Raw genomic sequence first — 16736 nt, 5'->3', positions numbered from 1 at the left:
ACGGCGCGGTGTCGGCCAAGCTGTCTGGGTGGCAGAACGAGTACGCGTCCGTGAGATCGATGACGACGAGGGGCAGCGCCTGCTGCGGATCATCCGTAGAGGCACGGGGTCGGTGGTGACCTGGCGGCGGGCCCAGATGGTGCTGCTGTCCGCGCAGGGCATGCCCGTGGTGAAGATCGCCGAGGTGACATTCACCAGCGCGGACCGAGTCCGGGACGTGATCCACAACTTCAACACCGACGGCTTCGACTCGCTCTACCCGAAGTACAAGGGCGGTCGGCCCAAGACCTTCACTCTCCCCGAACGCCGGGAGATCAAGAAGACCGCCAAGTCCAAGCCCGCCGAGCACGGCCTGCCGTTTTCGACCTGGAGCCTGGCCAAGCTGGCCGACTTCCTGGTCGCCGAGGGGGTGGTCGACGACATCAGCCACGAGGGCCTTCGGGTTCTGCTCCGTGAGGAGGGCGTCTCGTTTCAACGCATAAAGACCTGGAAGACCTCCCGCGACCCCGACTACGCCGCCAAGAAAGCGCGCGTCGAGCACCTCTACGCCATCGCCGACGGCGAGGTCATACCCGACGATGGCGAACCAGAAGTCGTCTTCTGCCTTGACGAGTTCGGCCCGCTCAACCTCCAGCCTCACCCCGGCCGGCAGTGGACCGAGCGCGGCGGGAAGCACAAGGACCCCGACCGGGAACCCCGCCCCCGCCGACGGGCCACCTACACCCGCCCGCACGGCGTCCGCCACCTCTTCGCCGCCTATGACCTGGCCCGGGACAGGCTCTACGGCCACATCAAGCCGAAGAAGAACCGGACGAGGTTCCTGGAGTTCTGCCGCTACCTGCGCAGCCTCTACCCGGCCGAGACCCGGATCGCGATCGTGCTCGACAACTTCTCCCCGCACCTGACCACCAAGAAGGACACCCGCGTCGGCGACTGGGCCACGGCCAACAACGTCGAATTCGCCTACACCCCGACCAACAGCTCCTGGCTCAACCGCATCGAGGCCCAGTTCACCGCCCTGCGCTACTTCGCACTCGACGGCACCGACCATGCCAGCCACAAGGAGCAGGGCAGCATGATCCGCCGCTACATCATCTGGCGGAACAAGCACGCCGCCGACGAACGCCTGCGCAAGGTAGTCAACAGGGCGAACGTTGCCTGATACGGCACTAGTAGGACTCCGTTATGTCTGCCTGTCGGTCCTGTTTGGGGGAACGCTGAAGGTGTGGATACACATGAAGTGAACCGGGCTCGGGCGAAGTTGGCGTTATTCGTGGCTGATGTGTTCGCCTCGGTGCCGCGCAAGGACCAGCGGGCCAAGAGCGACTGCTATCTGCGGGGACTGATGGTGGACGGTCGCCGCAAGTCCATCCAGGCCATGGCGCAGCGGCTGCCGGACGGCAACGAGCAGAATCTGCAGCAGTTCGTGAACCAGTCGACGTGGGATCCGCTGCCGGTGCGGCGGCGGATTGCGCAGCGGATGGTGCCGCTGGTCGGTCCGGACGCGTGGGCGGTCGATGACGTGTCGTTTCCCAAGGACGGGAAGATGTCGGTGGCGGTCGCCCACCAGTACTGCGGGGCGCTGGGCAAGCAGGCCAACTGCCAGGTCGCAGTGAGTGTGCACGCGGTCTCCGACACGGCGTCCTGTCCGCTGCAATGGCGCCTGTTCGTGCCTGAGGAGTGGGCGCACGATCCGGTTCGCCGGCGCAAGACCGGGATGCCCGACGAGATCGGGCACCGGGAGAAGTGGCGTCTGGCCCTGGACACCATCGATGAGCTGGCCGGATGGGGTCTGGTGCCTCCGGTTTTGGTGGCCGACGCCGGCTACGGACAGAACGCCGACTTCCGCGACGGCCTGGAACATCGCAGCATCGACTACGTGGTGGCGATCCGCTCGGATGTGACCGTCCACCCGCATGATGCGATGCCCATGGCCCCCACCTGGTCCGGCAACGGCCGCAAGCCGCAGCCCCGCTACCGCGACAGGCCGACTCCGGTGGCCGCGCTGGTGGCCGGCCACGGACGGCAGGCCTTCACCGAGGTGACCTGGCGGGAAGGATCCCGCGGACCGCTGCGCTCACACTTCCTGTCCCTGCAGGTGCGGCCCGCCGGGATCAAATCCAAACGCCTCGCCCAGGCCGCCGCCCTCGCCTCACACGGCCACTGGGACGGCGTCCTGCCTGAGGTCACACTGCTGGCCGAATGGCCCGACGGCGCCGAAGCACCCACCGGCTACTGGCTGTCCAACCTGCCCGCAGACACCCCAATCGCCGAACTGGTCCGCCTGGCGAAGATCCGCTGGCGCATCGAGCACGACTACCGGGAACTCAAGCACGGCCTCGGCCTGGACCACTTCGAGGGACGTTCCTGGAACGGCTGGCATCACCACGTCACCCTGGTCACCGCCGCCCACGCGTTCCTCACCGAACAGCGACTGGCCCCAAAAGCCGATACAGCCAACTCACCCTCTACCAGACCCTCGACGCCATCCAGGACCTGCTGAACTGCTGGACCGGCACCTGCACCACCTGCCACCGCCCCCTGCCCAGAACATCCACCACCAGCCAAAACCCCAGAGCCAGAGCAACCTAACGGAGTCCTACTAGGAAACCGTGCGTGCTAAGCCAATGGCAGGAAGCAGTTCTGCCCCGTCCGGCCTCCGGACTCCTCATGACTGCGCTGACCGGCAGCGAGGGGCGGTTGATCACCGCCTCAGTGGAGCACCGCGCTGCACGAGCAAACCGGTCGGTGGCTGATGCAGCCTGGGCGTCGGCGGCCGCGGCGACACCCAGTACGGCACGGCGGGATCAGGCGACGGTCCATTCGCGCAGCTGGCGGGCGATCCGGGCGACGCCGAGCGCTCCGGAGGCCGCATCCCGCACGAGCGCGACCGCAGCCTTGGGCGGGTAGTCGAGTTCGCGCGCGTTGAGGATCAGGTAGGCCTCGGTCGCGTGCCAGGCGAAAGCCTCGTTGGAGTGCTCCAGGCACGGCAGTTTCGCCAGGGTCTGCAGCAGCGCCGCGGCCTTGAGATACCGGGATCCGTAGATGTCGCGATCCATCGCCCTGGCATTGACCCGGGCGACAGCGGCGTACAGCGGTCCGAGGTCGTCGACCTGCGGATCGCCGTTGAGCAGCTCGGCGGCGTGCAGCAGGAAGGTGACGTCGAGCGGGTGAATCGGTTCCGGTTGGGTCACGCGGCGTGGCCTCGCTCCTGGTGCTGCTCGAGGTCCTGCTGGGCTTCCTGCTCGGCCGCCCGCTGCTCGGCACTGGGGTCCAGGCTGCCGGGCTCGGCCGCGAAAGCCGCGCCGCTACGGGCCATGGACACCTTGAAGCCGTCCAGGAACTTCCGCTCCACGGCGGTGGCCCGGTCGTAGGCGGCGGAGAGGATGTACTCCTGCATGCTCATCCCTGCCTGCCGGGCCGCTGCCGCGATTGCGGCCCGCTGGTCAGGGTCGGGAAAGCGCAGGTTCATCGCTTTGGGATCCGGCATGGTATCCATGGTACCAGCGGTACCACCTGCGCGTCTCCAGGAAGGCTCAGGACGCGGCCCGCTCACGCGGTGGGGTAGCTTCCGCGACCCGCGCAGGAGCCACGTGACCGTTGCACATCCCGCCCAGGAGGTGCCCCACGGGGACCTGGAAGGCGTGGGCCAGCGCGGGCCAGGTGCTGAGGCTTCCGGCGGACCGGCCGTGTTCAAGGTCCACCAGGCTACGGCGGGACACGCCGCTGAGCTTGGCGAGAGTGTCCAGGGACCAGCCGCGCACCGTCCTGTGTTGCACCAGTTCGGCGCGCACCGCGTTGAGGTTGGGCGCACTGGTGGGGCAGCGCGACGTGTCGGCCGCATTCTGCGAGCAGGCCGGCGCTGTGCCGGGACCGTCGTCCGAGACGGCTTTGTCCGACTGCGGTGCAGGAACAGGCGCGAAGCCGGTGTCCTCGTGGGCCAGGTGCACCCCCGGTGGCGCCGGGCACGAGGTCTCCGCGCCGCCCGGCAGGCAATCGAGGGGGAGGGGATGCCCCTGCGGATCGTGCTGATCGAGGGGCACGTGCTCACAGAGGACGGGCGGCGCTCGATGGCCTCCGCGAGGGTCTCCTCGACGAAGGCCTGCAGATTGCCAAAGGTTTCCGCATTGAGGCGTGCGGTCCTTTCCTCGCGCCGGGCCGCCTCCAACTCTCTCTCCAGCGTTTGGACACGGAGCTGCGCCGTGGTCAGCCTGGCAGCATCCGCGGCGGCAGTCTCCTAGATCTGCAGGAGCAATTCGCGCAAAGAACTCAAACTCACATACTTGCCGCCCCTTCATGCTCCACACCGGCCGTGGGGCCGCCGGTCAACCAGACCCCCATGTACGCAACGTCAGGGGCGGACAGGGGGACACGCCTCTGAGCGCAGGGAAGCCGCCGTGCTCGCTCCGGGCAACCCTGGCCGCTGACCGGCATGCCGCGCGCACTTCACCGCAACACCCGCGTTCACCTGCTTCGTCGATGATTCGGTGCACACGGCGAGAGCCGTCACTGCTCGCCTCGCCCGGCCGGCAGGGGCTGGTGGTCGCCGAGTTCGAGGAGTTCGGCGACGGGCACGCGTACATCGGCCCCGTGGTACAGGCCGGGGTATTCGTCGGCGTAGTAGCGCAGTTCGGCCCGCACCTCGGGTGGGGTGCGTCCGAGGGCTTCGGCGACCTGGGCCCAGGTGGAGCCGAGCGTGATCGCTTCGTGGATGTGGCGGCCGCGGCCGGCCAGGATCTCGCGGCGCATCGACTCTCCCGCGGCGAGTACGGAGCACGCGTCGGCGGCGGTGCCGCGCCAGACGTTCGCGTAGATGCCGTCGCGTGGCAGGTCGTTGTTGGCCAGCACGCTGGCGTACACGGCCACCTTCTCGGCCCGCCAGGCCAGTGGGGCCGCGTCGGCCTCGGTGGGGCGGCGGAGCTCGCGGCGCAGGAACTCCTCACGCAGCGCGTCGCCCCGCTCTCCGGCGCGCTTCTTCCACTCGGCGTAGCCGGGACTGTTGAGCACCTGGGTGACGGGGGCGTCGTCCTCGGCGGGGGAGTGGCAGACGAGGCGCCAGCGATCCTCGTCGTAGCCCTCGGTGCCCTGCCACGCCCACACGGTGAAGATCACGTGGTTCCAGGCGTCCGCCTTCTCCTTCAGCCGCTCGGGCCCTGCGTCGTCGTAGCGGAAGGGCAGGCGCAGCTCGTCGAGTTGGACGCCGACCGCTGACTGCAGGGCACGCCCGGCGAGGACCCCGGCCGCGCCCTGGCCATCGCCGAGTTCACGCACCCGCGCGGTGAGGAATGCCGTGAGGGCGTCGACGTCCGCTTCCGTGAGGTCGGCGGCGGTGAAGGTGGCTTCGGCGGGCACCGGAGCATCGGTCATGCGGCAGATTTCCCTCCCTGCTTCCAGACACCAGCGCGGCCTGGGCTGTTGCCACATGGGATCACGGGACTACCAGAGCAGTCCATGCGCTCACCCGCCCCGCACTCTCGTGGCGACGAGGGCCCCCGGGATCCGGCACCGAGGGCCAGACGGCCGCTGAGGGCCAAAACCGCTGTCCTCGGCCCGGCCGTGCGGCCTACCGTCTTCGAGCATGAGCACGCAGGCCTTCAATGGCGCCTACCTGTTGCCCCTGTTCCAGGAGATCGAGCAGCTGCGCGATGAGGGCGCCTACCGGCAACTGCCGAAGCCCGCGCCCTCCAGCAGCCTGGCCGCCGACGACGCCCCGCTCGGCGCCTACGCCACCGCCCACTTGATCCGCGCGGCCTACACCGCGGGCCTGGCCCACGCGGATGCGCTGCGCCGCTTGACGTTGGCCGGTGAGGTCGATCCCACCAGCCCCTGGACCCTGCTGCGCGGCTCCCTGGAGAACCTTGCTACCGGCCTGTGGCTGTTGAGCGGCCCCGATCGCGCCGAACGCCGACGCCGGGCCCTGTCCTTGTGGGACGAGGACATGCGCAACCGTCACCAGCACGAACAGGACACCGGCCACACTCCGGCTCCCGGCGGCATGACAGGCGCCCAGCGCCGTGCCGAGATCCGCGCCCTGGCCGACCAGTTGGGCCTGGCCCCACTCACCGCCCCGAAGGCCCACCAGATCATTCTGGCGGCCGCGCCCGCCGCCGGCCTGACAGCGGTCCGGTCGCGCCGCCGGGCCGTCGCCGAATCCGGACGGTCTCGCCATTCGTAGTAGCCGGACTTGGATACGCCGAGCCGTTCACACATGAACTCGACGGAATATGCGCACTCCGCTTTGTCGAGCCGCATCGTTTCGATGAACTCGTACTTACTCGCTACCGGGGATCCTTCGCGAAGTACGCTGCGGCTTTTTTTCAAGAAGGAGACCTTCGCCTCCAGTTCACGAATGCGCCGGTCCTGTTCCTTCAAACGAGCCCGCTCATCAAGCGTCAGCGGTACACCAAGTGTCGGCTCGTTCCGTTTCTGGTACTTCTTCACCCAGCCACGGAGTGTCTCCGGGTTCAAGTCGAGCTCACGGGCCGTCTCCGAGATGGTTTTACTGGACCGGAGCGCGATCTGGACGGCTTCCTCACGGAACTCCGGCGTGTACTTGCTGGGTGGTGCCACTTCGAGCTTCCTCATTTCCTTGACAGGACGACCCTATTGGCTCCCTGTCCGGGAACTCCGAGGCACCTCAGGATGGCAGCCACACCCGGAACCCCTGGGCCTCCCGATCGTACGAAGGACCAGGACGAACCCAAGCAAGAAGGTAAGGAGGATGGTCGGGTGCCGCTTCGGGCCGTGGTCCGACCCGCAACGTGACTGAGCCTTTCCCAGTAAGGGGTCGTCGCTCGCTGTGATCGCGATGCTGGTGCTGTGGCCCGTGGGCTCCCCAAGTCCGGGCAGGCGTAAGGCCCCTGGTAGGAACGATCTTGCGAAGGATTGTTCTGACCGAGGGGCCCCACGTGTCGACCAGTGTCACATACACCGCCGTGCTCGATGTGAAGCGGTCCACCGCCGAGCACCTCGCCCGGTTGCTGCGCGATCACCGTGTCGCGGCCGGGACCCGCAAGGGCAGGCGTGCACTGGGCTGCTTCCGCCAGGCGGTGTTGATCCTGCGCTGGTTCATCGACGGCACCCGCCTGTCCCAGCTTGCCCGCGACAACCGCCTGTCGGCCTCCACCGCCTACCGCTACCTTCATGAAGGACTGGCCGTTCTGGCGGCCGGGGCACCGGACCTCGCGACCGCGCTGGAGCGTGCGAAGGCGGCCGGGCTGACACACCTGAACCTCGACGGCACCGTCATCCGCACCGACCGCGTCGCCGCTCCCGGCCCCAACGGCGCAGACCTCTGGTGGTCCGGAAAACACAAACACCACGGCGGGAACGTGCAGGTCATCGCCACCCCGGACGGCTGGCCGATCTGGGTCTCCCCGGTCCGCCCGGGCCGCGAGCACGACACCACCTGCGCCCGCCACCACGGCCTGATCGACGCCCTCAGCCGGATCGCCGCCGAGCTGGACATGCCGACCCTGGTCGACCTCGGTTACGAGAACGCAGGTGACGGCTTCCGCCACCCGGTCAAGAAGCCCGCCGGAAGCGAACTGACAGAGGCCCAGCAGACCTACAACAAGGTCATGCGTAGTATCCACGGTGTCTGCGAGCGCGCCAACTCCCTGCTCAAGACCACCTTCAAGGCCCTGCGCAGGGTCAGCCTCGACCCCAGCCGCATCACGAAGATCGCTGCAGCGGCCCTCGTCCAGCTTCAGCTCGAGTACGACCGCACCATCTGAACGATCACACAACGTCATGATCCGTTACTGGGAAAGCCTCACTGGCTGCGTGCCTTGGCGTTGATCTGTCGGCCGCCTGCCCGGAGCGGTATTCGCTGCCGCCGGCCAGGGGACGTGTCCCGACAGGGCGATCCGTAGCCGCGCGCGACGTCCCTCGGTACACGGGTTGTGTCATGTCCCAGCCTCCCCGCCAAACCCTGGCGACGGAGATGGCGAGCAGCAGGAACACCTGGTTGGCACGGACTGTCTCCCTTTCGTCTCTTTTCTTGGCCGCTCGGGGGAGTGAACGTGAAACTCGGCCATACGCCTGTCACCGACGAGGAAGTTGCAGAGATGGAAGTTTCACAGCCTCTGACCAAGCCAAAACGCCCCTACAGCCCATCGGAGATGGTCATCGATGGTGTGGTGTGGAGGAATCATTCGGAGAGCAAGACCTTGAGCGTCTACAAGCCTCGCAGGCTGTGGATGCACTTCAGCGACCAGCCCGGACGCCCCGGAACGGCTGGGGATCCGTGCGCCACCGCCGCCGTTTCTGAAGCGCGTCCTATCTGCTCCCTCCCCAGAGTTTTCCGCTCTCTTCGCATCGCCCTTCGGGGCATGGAGGTTTTGTATGTCCGGGCTCAGCATCAGCAGACGCGGTCTGTTGGCCGGTATGTCAGCGGTCGGCGCGTCGGCCGCCCTCAGCGCTTGTGGCGCCAAGACCGGGGACAACTCCTCGGCCGACGCGGCCGGCGCCAAGGCCGACACCTCCGGCAGCACGGTCAAGGTCGGTCTGCTCAACTCGCTGTCGGGCACGATGGCCATCAGTGAGGTCACGGTCCACAACGCGCTGCTGCTTGCCATCAAGGAGATCAACGCGGCCAGCGGTGTGCTGGGCAAGAAGCTGAAGCCCGTCAGCCAGGACGGTGCCTCCGACTGGCCGACCTTCGCGGAGAAGGCGGAGGCCCTGATCAAGGACGACAAGGTCGCGGCCACCTTCGGCTGCTGGACTTCGGCCAGCCGCAAGGCCGTCAAGCCGGTCTTCGAGCGGTACAAGTCGCTGCTCTTCTACCCGGTGCAGTACGAGGGCCTGGAGCAGTCCCCGTACATCTTCTACATCGGCGCGACCACCAACCAGCAGATCATCCCGGCGCTGGACTACCTCAAGAAGCAGGGCCTGACCAAGCTCTACCTGGTCGGCAGCGACTACGTCTTCCCGCGCACCGCCAACAAGGAGATCACGGCGTACGCGAAGGCCAAGGGCATGACGGTGGTGGGCGAGGACTACGCGCCGCTGGGCTCCACCGAGTTCAGCACCATCGTCAACAAGGTCAAGGACTCCGGCGCGGACGCCGTGTTCAACACCCTCAACGGCGACAGCAACGTGGCCTTCTTCAAGGAGCGCAAGTCCTCCGGGATGACCGCGAAGAGCATGCCGGTGCTGTCGGTCTCCATCGCCGAGGAGGAGGTCAAGAGCATCGGCACCCAGTACCTGGAGGGCCAGCTCACCGCCTGGAACTACTACCAGACCACGCCCGGCGCGGCCAACACCAAGTTCGTGGCGGCGTACCAGGCCGAGTACGGCAAGGACAAGCCGACCAGCGACCCGATGGAGGCTGCCTACATCTCGGTCTACCTGTGGAAGGCGATGGTGGAGAAGGCGGGCTCCTTCGACGTCGCCAAGGTCAAGGCGGCTTCGGACGGCATCACCTTCGACGCCCCCGAGGGCAAGGTCACCGTCGACGGAGCGACCCAGCACGTCTACAAGACGGCCCGGATCGGCAAGGTCGGTGCGGACGGACTCATCACCGAGGTCTGGAACTCGGGCAAGCCCATCAAGCCGGACCCGTACCTCAAGGGCTACGACTGGGCCTCCAGCCTCTCCTGACCCAGGCCCAGCTCCATACGGACGGACCTCGTCCCCGACCCGGAGCCGCTCCATGACGGTCATCCTCAACCAGTCCTTTACCGGCATCAGCATCGGTGCCGTCCTCCTGCTCATCGCGCTCGGCCTGACCCTGACCTTCGGTCAGATGGGCGTGATCAACATGGCGCACGGCGAGTTCATCATGACCGGCGCCTACACCACGTACGTCCTGCAGAAGTCCATCAGCGGCGCCGGGATCTCGCTGCTCATCGCGCTGCCCGTGGCCTTCCTCGTGGCCGGCGCCATGGGGGCGCTGCTGGAATGGCTGCTCATCCGGCGCCTGTACACCCGGCCGCTGGACACCCTGCTGGTCACCTGGGGCGTCTCCCTGATGCTCCAGCAGCTCGCCCGGGACATCTTCGGCGCCCCCAACGTGCAGACCCGCGCCCCGGACCTGCTCACCGGCAACATCTCCGTGGGCGGCGGCATCACCCTCGCCAACAGCCGGCTGTTCATCCTCGGTCTCGCCCTGCTCTGCGTACTCGCCCTCACGCTGATCCTGCGGTTCACGCCGCTCGGCCGGCGTATCCGGGCCGTCGTGCAGAACCGGGACCTCGCCGAGGTGTCGGGCATCGCCACCGGGCAGGTCGACCGGCTGACGTTCTTCATCGGCTCGGGCCTCGCGGGCGTGGCCGGTGTCGCGCTCACGCTGGTCGGCCCGATCGGTCCGACGACGGGTACCAACTACATCGTCGACGCCTTCCTGGTCGTCGTCGTGGGCGGCATCGGGCAGTTGAAGGGCAGCGTGATCACCGCCTTCGTGCTCGGGGTGCTCCAGTCCGTGCTGGAGTACTCGACGACGGTCAGCGTCGCGAAGGTGATGGTGCTGGTCGCGATCGTCGCCTTCCTCCAGTGGCGTCCCCAGGGCCTGTACACACTGCGCACCCGGAGCCTGGCATGACGACAACGACCCCCTCCTCTCCGACGACGGCCGCCGTGACGAAGCCACCGGCATCCCCGCTGGAACGCTTCCGGGTGCCCGGCGGCTTCGCCCTCGGCGCCGTACTCCTCCTGGGCATCGCGCCGCTTGTCCTCTCCGACTTCCGCCTCTCCCTGCTCGCCAAGTACCTCTGCTACGCGATCGTGGCCGTCGGCGTCAGCCTGGCCTGGGGCCGCGGCGGACTGCTTGTGCTCGGCCAGGGCGTCTTCTTCGGCCTCGGCGGCTACGCCATGGCCATGCACCTCAAGCTCGCCGACGCCGCCGCCACCGGCGAGACACTCCCCGACTTCATGCAGCTCTACGGCTCCGGGGGCGCCCTGCCCTGGTGGTGGAAGCCCTTCGCCAATCCCGGGTTCGCGCTCGCGGCGACCGTCCTGCTGCCCATGGCCGTCGCCGCGGTGCTCGGCTTTTTCATCTTCCGCCGCCGGGTCAAGGGCGCCTACTTCGCGATCCTCAGCCAGGCCATGGCCGCGGCCCTGTCCATCTGGCTGGTCGGCCAGCAGGCCACCACCGGCGGTACCAACGGACTCACCGGCATGCAGGGCTTCTTCGGCTACTCGCTGGACGATCCGGTCAACCAGAAGATGGTGTACTTCATCATCGCCGTGGTCCTGCTGCTCCTGATGGTCCTTGCCCGCCAGCTGTTCGTCAGCCGCTACGGCGAACTCCTCATCGCCGTACGGGACTCCGAGGAGCGGGTCCGCTTCCTCGGCTACAACCCGGCCAACGTCAAGCTCGTCGCCTACGTCGTCGCCGCAGGCATGGCCGGCCTGGCAGGCGCGCTGTTCGTGCCGGCCGTCGGGATCATCTCCCCGGCCCTGATCGGCATCGTGCCGTCCATCGGCTTCGTCATCGGCGCGGCGGTCGGCGGCCGGGCCTCGCTGGTCGGCGCGGTGCTCGGCGCGATCGCCGTCGCCTGGGCGCAGAGCACGCTCTCCGACGCCTTCCCGGCCGCCTGGACCTACTTCCAGGGATTGCTGTTCATCGTGGCGGTCGGCTTCCTCCCCGGTGGCCTGGCCTCCCTGGTGACCGTCATCCGCAACCGCCGAACCCGCACCCCTGCAGGAGAGACAGCATGAGCGGCGAGGGACTGACCATCCGCGACCTGCGGGTCACCTTCGACGGCTTCACCGCCGTCGACGGCGTGGACCTGGACATCCAGCCCGGCGATCTGCGGTTCCTCATCGGGCCGAACGGTGCCGGCAAGACCACCCTGGTCGACGCGGTCACCGGGCTGTCGAAGGCCACCGGCTCGGCCCGCTTCGGCGACCAGGAACTCATCGGCAAGCCCGTGCACCGCATCGCCCGTCTGGGGATCGGCCGTACATTCCAGACGGCCACGGTCTTCGAGGAACTGACCGTCCTGCAGAACCTCGACATCGCCGCGGGAGCCGCGCGCGGACCACTCACGATGCTCCGCCGCCGCAAGGGCGTACCGGAAGCGGTGACGAAGGGCCTGGAGACCACCGGCCTGACCGAGCTGCGCGACCGCCCCGCGGGCGCGCTTGCCCACGGCCAGAAGCAGTGGCTGGAGATCGGCATGCTGCTCGTCCAGGACGTACAACTGCTGCTGCTCGACGAGCCGGTCGCCGGCATGAGCCACGACGAACGCGAGGCCACCGGCGAACTGCTGCAGCGGGTGAGCGAGGACCACACGGTCGTCGTCATCGAACACGACATGGACTTCATGCGTTCCTTCGCCCGCAGCGTCAGCGTCCTGCACGCCGGCAAGGTCCTCAGCGAAGGCACCGTCGCCCAGGTCCAGGCCGACCCGAAGGTCCAGGAGGTCTACCTCGGCCGCGCCTCCGAGCCCGAGCCCGAACCCGAGCCCGCTCCCGTTTCTGTCGCCGAGGAGGCGTGACGCCCATGCTGGAGATCAACACTGTCCGGGCCGGCTACGACCGCACCACCGTCCTGCACGGCGTGACCGTCTCGGTCCCGAGGGACGGCGTCGCGGCCGTCCTCGGTCACAACGGCGCTGGCAAAAGCACTCTGCTGCGCGCCGCCATGGGCCTGCTCAAGCCGACCAGTGGGACCATCCGGCTGGACGGCGAGGACATCACCCGCCTTGCCCCGCACCAGCGGGTGGCCCGCGGCATGGCGTACGTCCCCCAGGGCCAGCAGTCCTTCCCGCACCTCACCACCGCCGAGAACCTCCAACTCGTCGCCGACGGCCGCCCCGACGGCAAGGAGGCCATCGCTGAAGCCCTGGACCTCTTCCCCGCCCTGCGGGAGTTGTCCGGCCGCCGCGCCGGCCTCCTCTCCGGCGGCCAGCGCCAGCAACTCGCCATCGCCCGAGCCCTCATCACCCGCCCGAGGCTGCTCCTGCTCGACGAGCCGACCGAGGGCATCCAGCCCTCCGTTGTCGCCGAGATCGAGGAGACGATCCTGGCCCTCGCCCGGCGGGGCGGACTGTCCGTCCTGCTCGTCGAGCAGCACGTGGGCTTCGCCATGCGCGCCGCCCAGCACTACTACGTCCTGGAAGCGGGCCGCGTGACCTCCTCCGGCGACCGCGGGGTGGAGGCCGAGCAGACCGTACGGACCGCGCTCAGTGTGTGAGGACGGAGGGTTCCCATGCTCATCGCGCATGTGAGCGACCTGCACATCGGCGGCAGCGAGGACAGCGTCGAGCGGGCGATGAGGGTGCGGGAGTACCTCAACGGACTCCCCGGCCCGGTCGACGCCGTCATGGTCACCGGAGACATCGCCGACCACGGGCTGGCCGACGAGTACACGATCGCCCGCGAGGTCATGCGGTACGACGCACCCACCATCGTCTGCCCAGGCAACCACGACTCCCGGACGGCGTTCCGCACAGTGCTCCTCGGCCAGAGCGGACACGGCCCGATCAACCAGGTCCTGCGCCTGGAGGGCCTGACCATCGCCCTGTGCGACTCCAGTATTCCCGGCCGCCACGACGGTCACCTGGACGACGAGACGATCGGCTGGCTGGAGTCCGAACTCGACCGGGCCGAAGGACCGGTGTTCGTCGGCATGCACCACCCGCCCGTACGCCTCGGCCTGCCCTCGGTCGACGCCATACGGCTGACCAACCCCGACCGGCTGGAGAAGGTCCTGAAGCACCACCCGCACGTACGGGCTGTCATGGCAGGCCATGCCCATACCGCGGCGTCGGCGATCTACGCAGGACTGCCGCTGTCCGTCGCACCAGGGGTCGTCTCCACCCTGAAGCTGCCCCAGGAGCTGGTGCTGCCCGACCAGTGGACCGAAGACGACGCACTCGACTTCGAACTGCCACCGGCCATTACCCTGCACGTCTTCGACGGCGACCGGCTCGCGTCCCACACCAGAGTCGTTCCGTAGCGCCAGTTGGTCCGGCCGAGGACGGCACGAGGAGTGCGTCGGTCTCCGTCAGGCGCTCGACGCCAGGGCTGCGACATGGCCGCATTGCCGACACACGGAGCCTTTTCCATTTGTAGGGCGTGTGGGTGACGTGGTGGCGTTTGGTTGACCGTGGCGTGACGAACGGGGCATCCCGCTGGTTGGCGAGTCGCCAAACACAGCCTCACGTGCGGAGATGCCCCGTGTTCTCTTATCCTGCCGCATGCGACGTCGACGAAGAAGTTCTGGAACTGGTCACGACGGTGATCGCATCGCGAGAGGGAGACCGGGCTTGCAAGCTCCGCCCGTACGACCGAGCGCGATGCACGCTGGTCTACCTGCGCAAGCACGACACCCTCGAACAGATCGCCGCCGGCTTCGGCATCGGCGTGGCCACCGCCTGGCGCTACGTGAACGATCAGCACACCCAGCCCTCCGACCCGTACGGACCGCTGTACCACGCCCTGACCAGCGAAGTGCTGCCACCCCGAAGGGCGGACAGAGTCAGCCCACGCGCCGTGAAACGACCCATCTCACCCTTCTCCTACAAACAGGCCAAGTCCCTGCGTGAGAGCCGGACAGCACGACGCGCCACCTACACGATCAGACTCAGAAACCCCGCCAGCACGCACCCTTGACAACCCCGGCCGGACCCAAACTTCGCGGCATTGCCTTGCAAGAGCCCTGGGAGCGAACCCGAGGGCTGGCTGGTGTGGCTGCAAAGCCATCTCGATGCCGGATGGCGCCCGACTGAATGGCGCCCGGACTGTTGGCTGTTCACCGGCAGCGTCCACGAGCCGCGGACCTCGGTCGCCCTGTGCCGCACCGTCGCGTGCGAGACCGTCGTCTCACCGGCCAATATCTTCTGCCCTTTCTACAAAGAGGAGTTGAAGAAGTCGCCGTTGACGGCTGGGGAACTCGCACGGACACTCGTGCCGGTGCGTAACCGGCTGCCTTTCGGCGGCGTTCCCGAGCAGTGCCGTTTCACCAAGGACGGGCAACGCTGTGTCCGGCCCCGTCACTGCAGACAACTGTGCGCCACCCACTACACGCAGTGGAAGTCGCACGCCGCCCGCAACCTCGCCGGGCTCTGGGAGGACACCGCCGTCCCCTACACCGACGTTCCCGCCTGCCCGGTCACTGCCTGCCCGCTGCCGGGCCTGGCAGCCCGAGGCCTGTGCCGCCACCACGCGCAGCGCCGTGATCTACAGCTGAAGGGTCAGTGAGCCTCCGCTCTGGGCCGTCGGCGCGGTGGGCCGCCCGGCTCTAGGGGGCGAGAGCGTGTGCGTGCGCTTCGTCGAGCAGTTGTCGCAGCCTTGAAGCGGTGGGTGCGACGGCGGTGGTGAGCAGTGCCGGGCCGCCTGCCAATGGTGCGAGGACAGCGCACCCGTCTTCGGCGCCTTCGCCGAGCAGGACGGCATCTCGTCGGACGTCGAGGCGCGGATCCACGATGAGGAGTTGGCCGACGGCGCGGTGTCCGTTCAGGATGGCCGGGCCGTCCCAGCCAGGTTCTGAAGCCCCGTAGGCCGTGTGCTGGTCGAGTAGTGGGCGTCCGGCGCGGTGGACCAGGATCCGGATGACGAGGTGGCCCGGTTCCTCGTCGGCCCGGCCCAGGAGCTGTTCTTCTCGCAGCACCAGGTGTGAGGTGGCGGCCAGTTCGACGGTGTATGTCTGGTGCAGGTTGCTGCCGGCGGCGCTGATCAGGGGCTGTGGTAGCCAGCGCAGACGGGCGTGTTCTCCGATGGTGAGGCGTACGTCGTAGGTGGCCGCGTCGGTGGTGGGGCCGCGCAGGGCGAGTGTGGCGGCGGCTGTGGTGATCTCCAGCTCGGCCCGGTCCTCGGCGGTGATGTCGAGGGTGAGCCGGTCGCCACCGAGCGGGGCGCTCATCGCGCCGATGATCCCCACTGTGGTGGCGTTGCCGTGAGTGCGCAGGCGCCGCAGGTGGAAGGGGCCGTCGCTATGCAGTTGCGGGAGGGTGGTGACGCGTCCGTTGTGCGCGGCGCGGATCCGGGCCGTGGCATGTACGCCGTCGGGGTGTCCGGCGGGCTCCTGGGCGCCAGATGGGGGAAGGCCGGGGCCGGACGTGGTTCGAGCGGGGATGAGCTGGGGGGAGGGGCTCATACGGTTGCCCCGGCGCGCCACTGGGTGAGGTGGCCGGTGACCCAGTCGGCGACTTCGCGGATGCCGTTGTCACAGGTGAGGCTGGTGAAGGTGACGGGGAGGTCGCCGCGCTGTCGTTTCGCGTCGCCGGCCATGGTGTCCAGGTCGGCGCCGACGTGCGGGGCGAGGTCGGTCTTGTTGATGATGAGGAGATCGGCGGTGGTGATGCCGGGGCCGCCCTTGCGAGGGATGTCGTCGCCGCTGGCTACGTCGATGACGAAGATCTGCAAGTCGGCGAGGCCCTTGGAGAAGGTGGCGGTCAGGTTGTCGCCGCCCGACTCGATGAGTACGAGGTCGAGAGGGTCGAGGGCTGCTTCCAGTTGCTCGACGGCTTCCAGGTTCGCGGAGATGTCGTCGCGGATCGCGGTGTGGGGGCAGGCGCCGGTCTCGACGGCGGTGATGCGCTCGGGCGGCAGGACGGCTTCGCGCCGCAGGTACTCGGCGTCCTCGCGGGTGTAGATGTCGTTGGTGACAACGGCGATGCACCAGCGGTCGCGCAGGGTGCGGCACAGCGCGGCGACGGTCGCGGTCTTGCCCGAGCCGACGGGGCCGCCCAGGCCGACGCGCAGGGCACGGCGGCTGCTGTCGGGTCGGGCCGCCGAGACGCTGGGGGTGTGCTCGTGAGGCAGAGAGTGGTCGAGGTGCATGGCAA

General features: G+C 68.2%; 18 protein-coding genes and 1 pseudogene. 12 read left to right on the top strand and 7 right to left on the bottom strand.

Annotated elements, in window-relative coordinates:
- The first annotated feature begins 28 nt into the window (after nt 1–28).
- Together OG331_RS00540 and OG331_RS00535 are read left to right on the top strand one after the other, a co-directional pair.
- Entirely contained in the window at nt 29–1162 is a 1134-nt protein-coding gene (locus OG331_RS00540) for an IS630 family transposase (RefSeq protein WP_406190477.1), read from the top strand.
- A 63-nt stretch (nt 1163–1225) separates the two neighbouring features.
- The gene (locus OG331_RS00535) at nt 1226–2503 is read left to right on the top strand and encodes an IS701 family transposase (protein ID WP_406190343.1); all 1278 of its coding nucleotides are present in this window, start codon (nt 1226–1228) and stop codon (nt 2501–2503) included.
- A 304-nt stretch (nt 2504–2807) separates the two neighbouring features.
- On the opposite strand, the gene OG331_RS00530 is transcribed toward OG331_RS00535, so the two are convergent.
- The 4 genes from OG331_RS00530 to OG331_RS00515 all read right to left on the bottom strand — a co-directional run bounded on the left by OG331_RS00530 (nt 2808) and on the right by OG331_RS00515 (nt 5367).
- A complete protein-coding gene (locus OG331_RS00530) occupies nt 2808–3194 on the bottom strand; it encodes a fic family toxin-antitoxin system, toxin component (RefSeq protein WP_406190474.1) in 387 nt (128 codons plus the stop codon).
- Complete coding sequence (locus OG331_RS00525; protein WP_406190471.1) at nt 3191–3499, bottom strand: DUF1778 domain-containing protein; 309 nt, start codon at nt 3497–3499, stop codon at nt 3191–3193. Before OG331_RS00525 ends, OG331_RS00530 begins: the two co-directional genes overlap by 4 nt.
- A 37-nt stretch (nt 3500–3536) precedes the next feature.
- Nucleotides 3537–4043: a helix-turn-helix domain-containing protein gene (locus OG331_RS00520; protein ID WP_406190468.1), complete on the bottom strand. Its 507-nt coding sequence runs from the start codon at nt 4041–4043 to the stop codon at nt 3537–3539.
- A 463-nt stretch (nt 4044–4506) separates the two neighbouring features.
- Nucleotides 4507–5367 carry a hypothetical protein gene (locus OG331_RS00515; RefSeq protein ID WP_406190466.1) on the bottom strand — a complete coding sequence of 287 codons (861 nt, stop codon included), beginning with the start codon at nt 5365–5367 and terminating at the stop codon, nt 4507–4509.
- 211 nt (nt 5368–5578) lie between these two features.
- Between OG331_RS00515 and OG331_RS00510 the strand changes: the two genes are divergently transcribed.
- Nucleotides 5579–6175 carry a hypothetical protein gene (locus OG331_RS00510; RefSeq protein WP_406210884.1) on the top strand — a complete coding sequence of 199 codons (597 nt, stop codon included), beginning with the start codon at nt 5579–5581 and terminating at the stop codon, nt 6173–6175.
- Nucleotides 6176–6390: 215 nt separating this feature from the next.
- Here the strand turns inward: OG331_RS00510 and OG331_RS00505 are convergent.
- A pseudogene (locus tag OG331_RS00505) lies at nt 6391–6585 on the bottom strand (transposase); the annotation flags it as partial.
- 323 nt (nt 6586–6908) lie between these two features.
- Here OG331_RS00505 and OG331_RS00500 point away from each other — a divergent pair.
- From OG331_RS00500 to OG331_RS00460, 9 genes are all read left to right on the top strand, one after another.
- Nucleotides 6909–7736 carry a transposase family protein gene (locus OG331_RS00500; RefSeq protein ID WP_406190463.1) on the top strand — a complete coding sequence of 276 codons (828 nt, stop codon included), beginning with the start codon at nt 6909–6911 and terminating at the stop codon, nt 7734–7736.
- A gap of 610 nt (nt 7737–8346) precedes the next feature.
- Nucleotides 8347–9603: an urea ABC transporter substrate-binding protein gene (gene urtA, locus OG331_RS00495; protein ID WP_406190460.1), complete on the top strand. Its 1257-nt coding sequence runs from the start codon at nt 8347–8349 to the stop codon at nt 9601–9603.
- Between the two features lie 52 nt (nt 9604–9655).
- Nucleotides 9656–10543, top strand: coding sequence for an urea ABC transporter permease subunit UrtB (gene urtB / locus OG331_RS00490; RefSeq protein WP_406190457.1), 888 nt, complete (start codon nt 9656–9658; stop codon nt 10541–10543).
- Nucleotides 10540–11661, top strand: coding sequence for an urea ABC transporter permease subunit UrtC (urtC, locus tag OG331_RS00485; protein ID WP_406190454.1), 1122 nt, complete (start codon nt 10540–10542; stop codon nt 11659–11661). The genes urtB and urtC overlap by 4 nt, the downstream gene beginning before the upstream one ends.
- Nucleotides 11658–12443, top strand: coding sequence for an urea ABC transporter ATP-binding protein UrtD (urtD, locus tag OG331_RS00480; RefSeq protein ID WP_406190451.1), 786 nt, complete (start codon nt 11658–11660; stop codon nt 12441–12443). The genes urtC and urtD overlap by 4 nt, the downstream gene beginning before the upstream one ends.
- Before the next feature lie 5 nt (nt 12444–12448).
- On the top strand, nt 12449–13141 hold the full coding sequence (urtE, locus tag OG331_RS00475; RefSeq protein ID WP_406190448.1) for an urea ABC transporter ATP-binding subunit UrtE: 693 nt from the start codon (nt 12449–12451) through the stop codon (nt 13139–13141).
- Nucleotides 13142–13156: 15 nt separating this feature from the next.
- Entirely contained in the window at nt 13157–13906 is a 750-nt protein-coding gene (locus tag OG331_RS00470) for a metallophosphoesterase (protein ID WP_406190445.1), read from the top strand.
- Nucleotides 13907–14127: 221 nt separating this feature from the next.
- Entirely contained in the window at nt 14128–14562 is a 435-nt protein-coding gene (locus OG331_RS00465; protein WP_406190442.1) for a transposase family protein, read from the top strand.
- A gap of 30 nt (nt 14563–14592) precedes the next feature.
- Complete coding sequence (locus OG331_RS00460) at nt 14593–15150, top strand: hypothetical protein (protein WP_406190439.1); 558 nt, start codon at nt 14593–14595, stop codon at nt 15148–15150.
- Nucleotides 15151–15190: 40 nt separating this feature from the next.
- Here the strand turns inward: OG331_RS00460 and OG331_RS00455 are convergent, their stop codons facing one another.
- Both OG331_RS00455 and ureG read right to left on the bottom strand, forming a co-directional pair.
- The gene (locus tag OG331_RS00455) at nt 15191–16045 is read right to left on the bottom strand and encodes an urease accessory protein UreD (RefSeq protein ID WP_406190436.1); all 855 of its coding nucleotides are present in this window, start codon (nt 16043–16045) and stop codon (nt 15191–15193) included.
- Nucleotides 16042–16731 carry an urease accessory protein UreG gene (ureG, locus tag OG331_RS00450; protein ID WP_406190433.1) on the bottom strand — a complete coding sequence of 230 codons (690 nt, stop codon included), beginning with the start codon at nt 16729–16731 and terminating at the stop codon, nt 16042–16044. The genes OG331_RS00455 and ureG overlap by 4 nt, the downstream gene beginning before the upstream one ends.
- Nucleotides 16732–16736 lie beyond the last annotated feature (5 nt).

The organism is Streptomyces sp. NBC_01017, assembly GCF_045162795.1.
Lineage (GTDB): Bacteria > Actinomycetota > Actinomycetes > Streptomycetales > Streptomycetaceae > Streptomyces > Streptomyces machairae.
The sequence above is the reverse complement of the archived record's forward strand: the minus strand, read 5'-3'. Positions and strand labels throughout refer to the sequence as shown.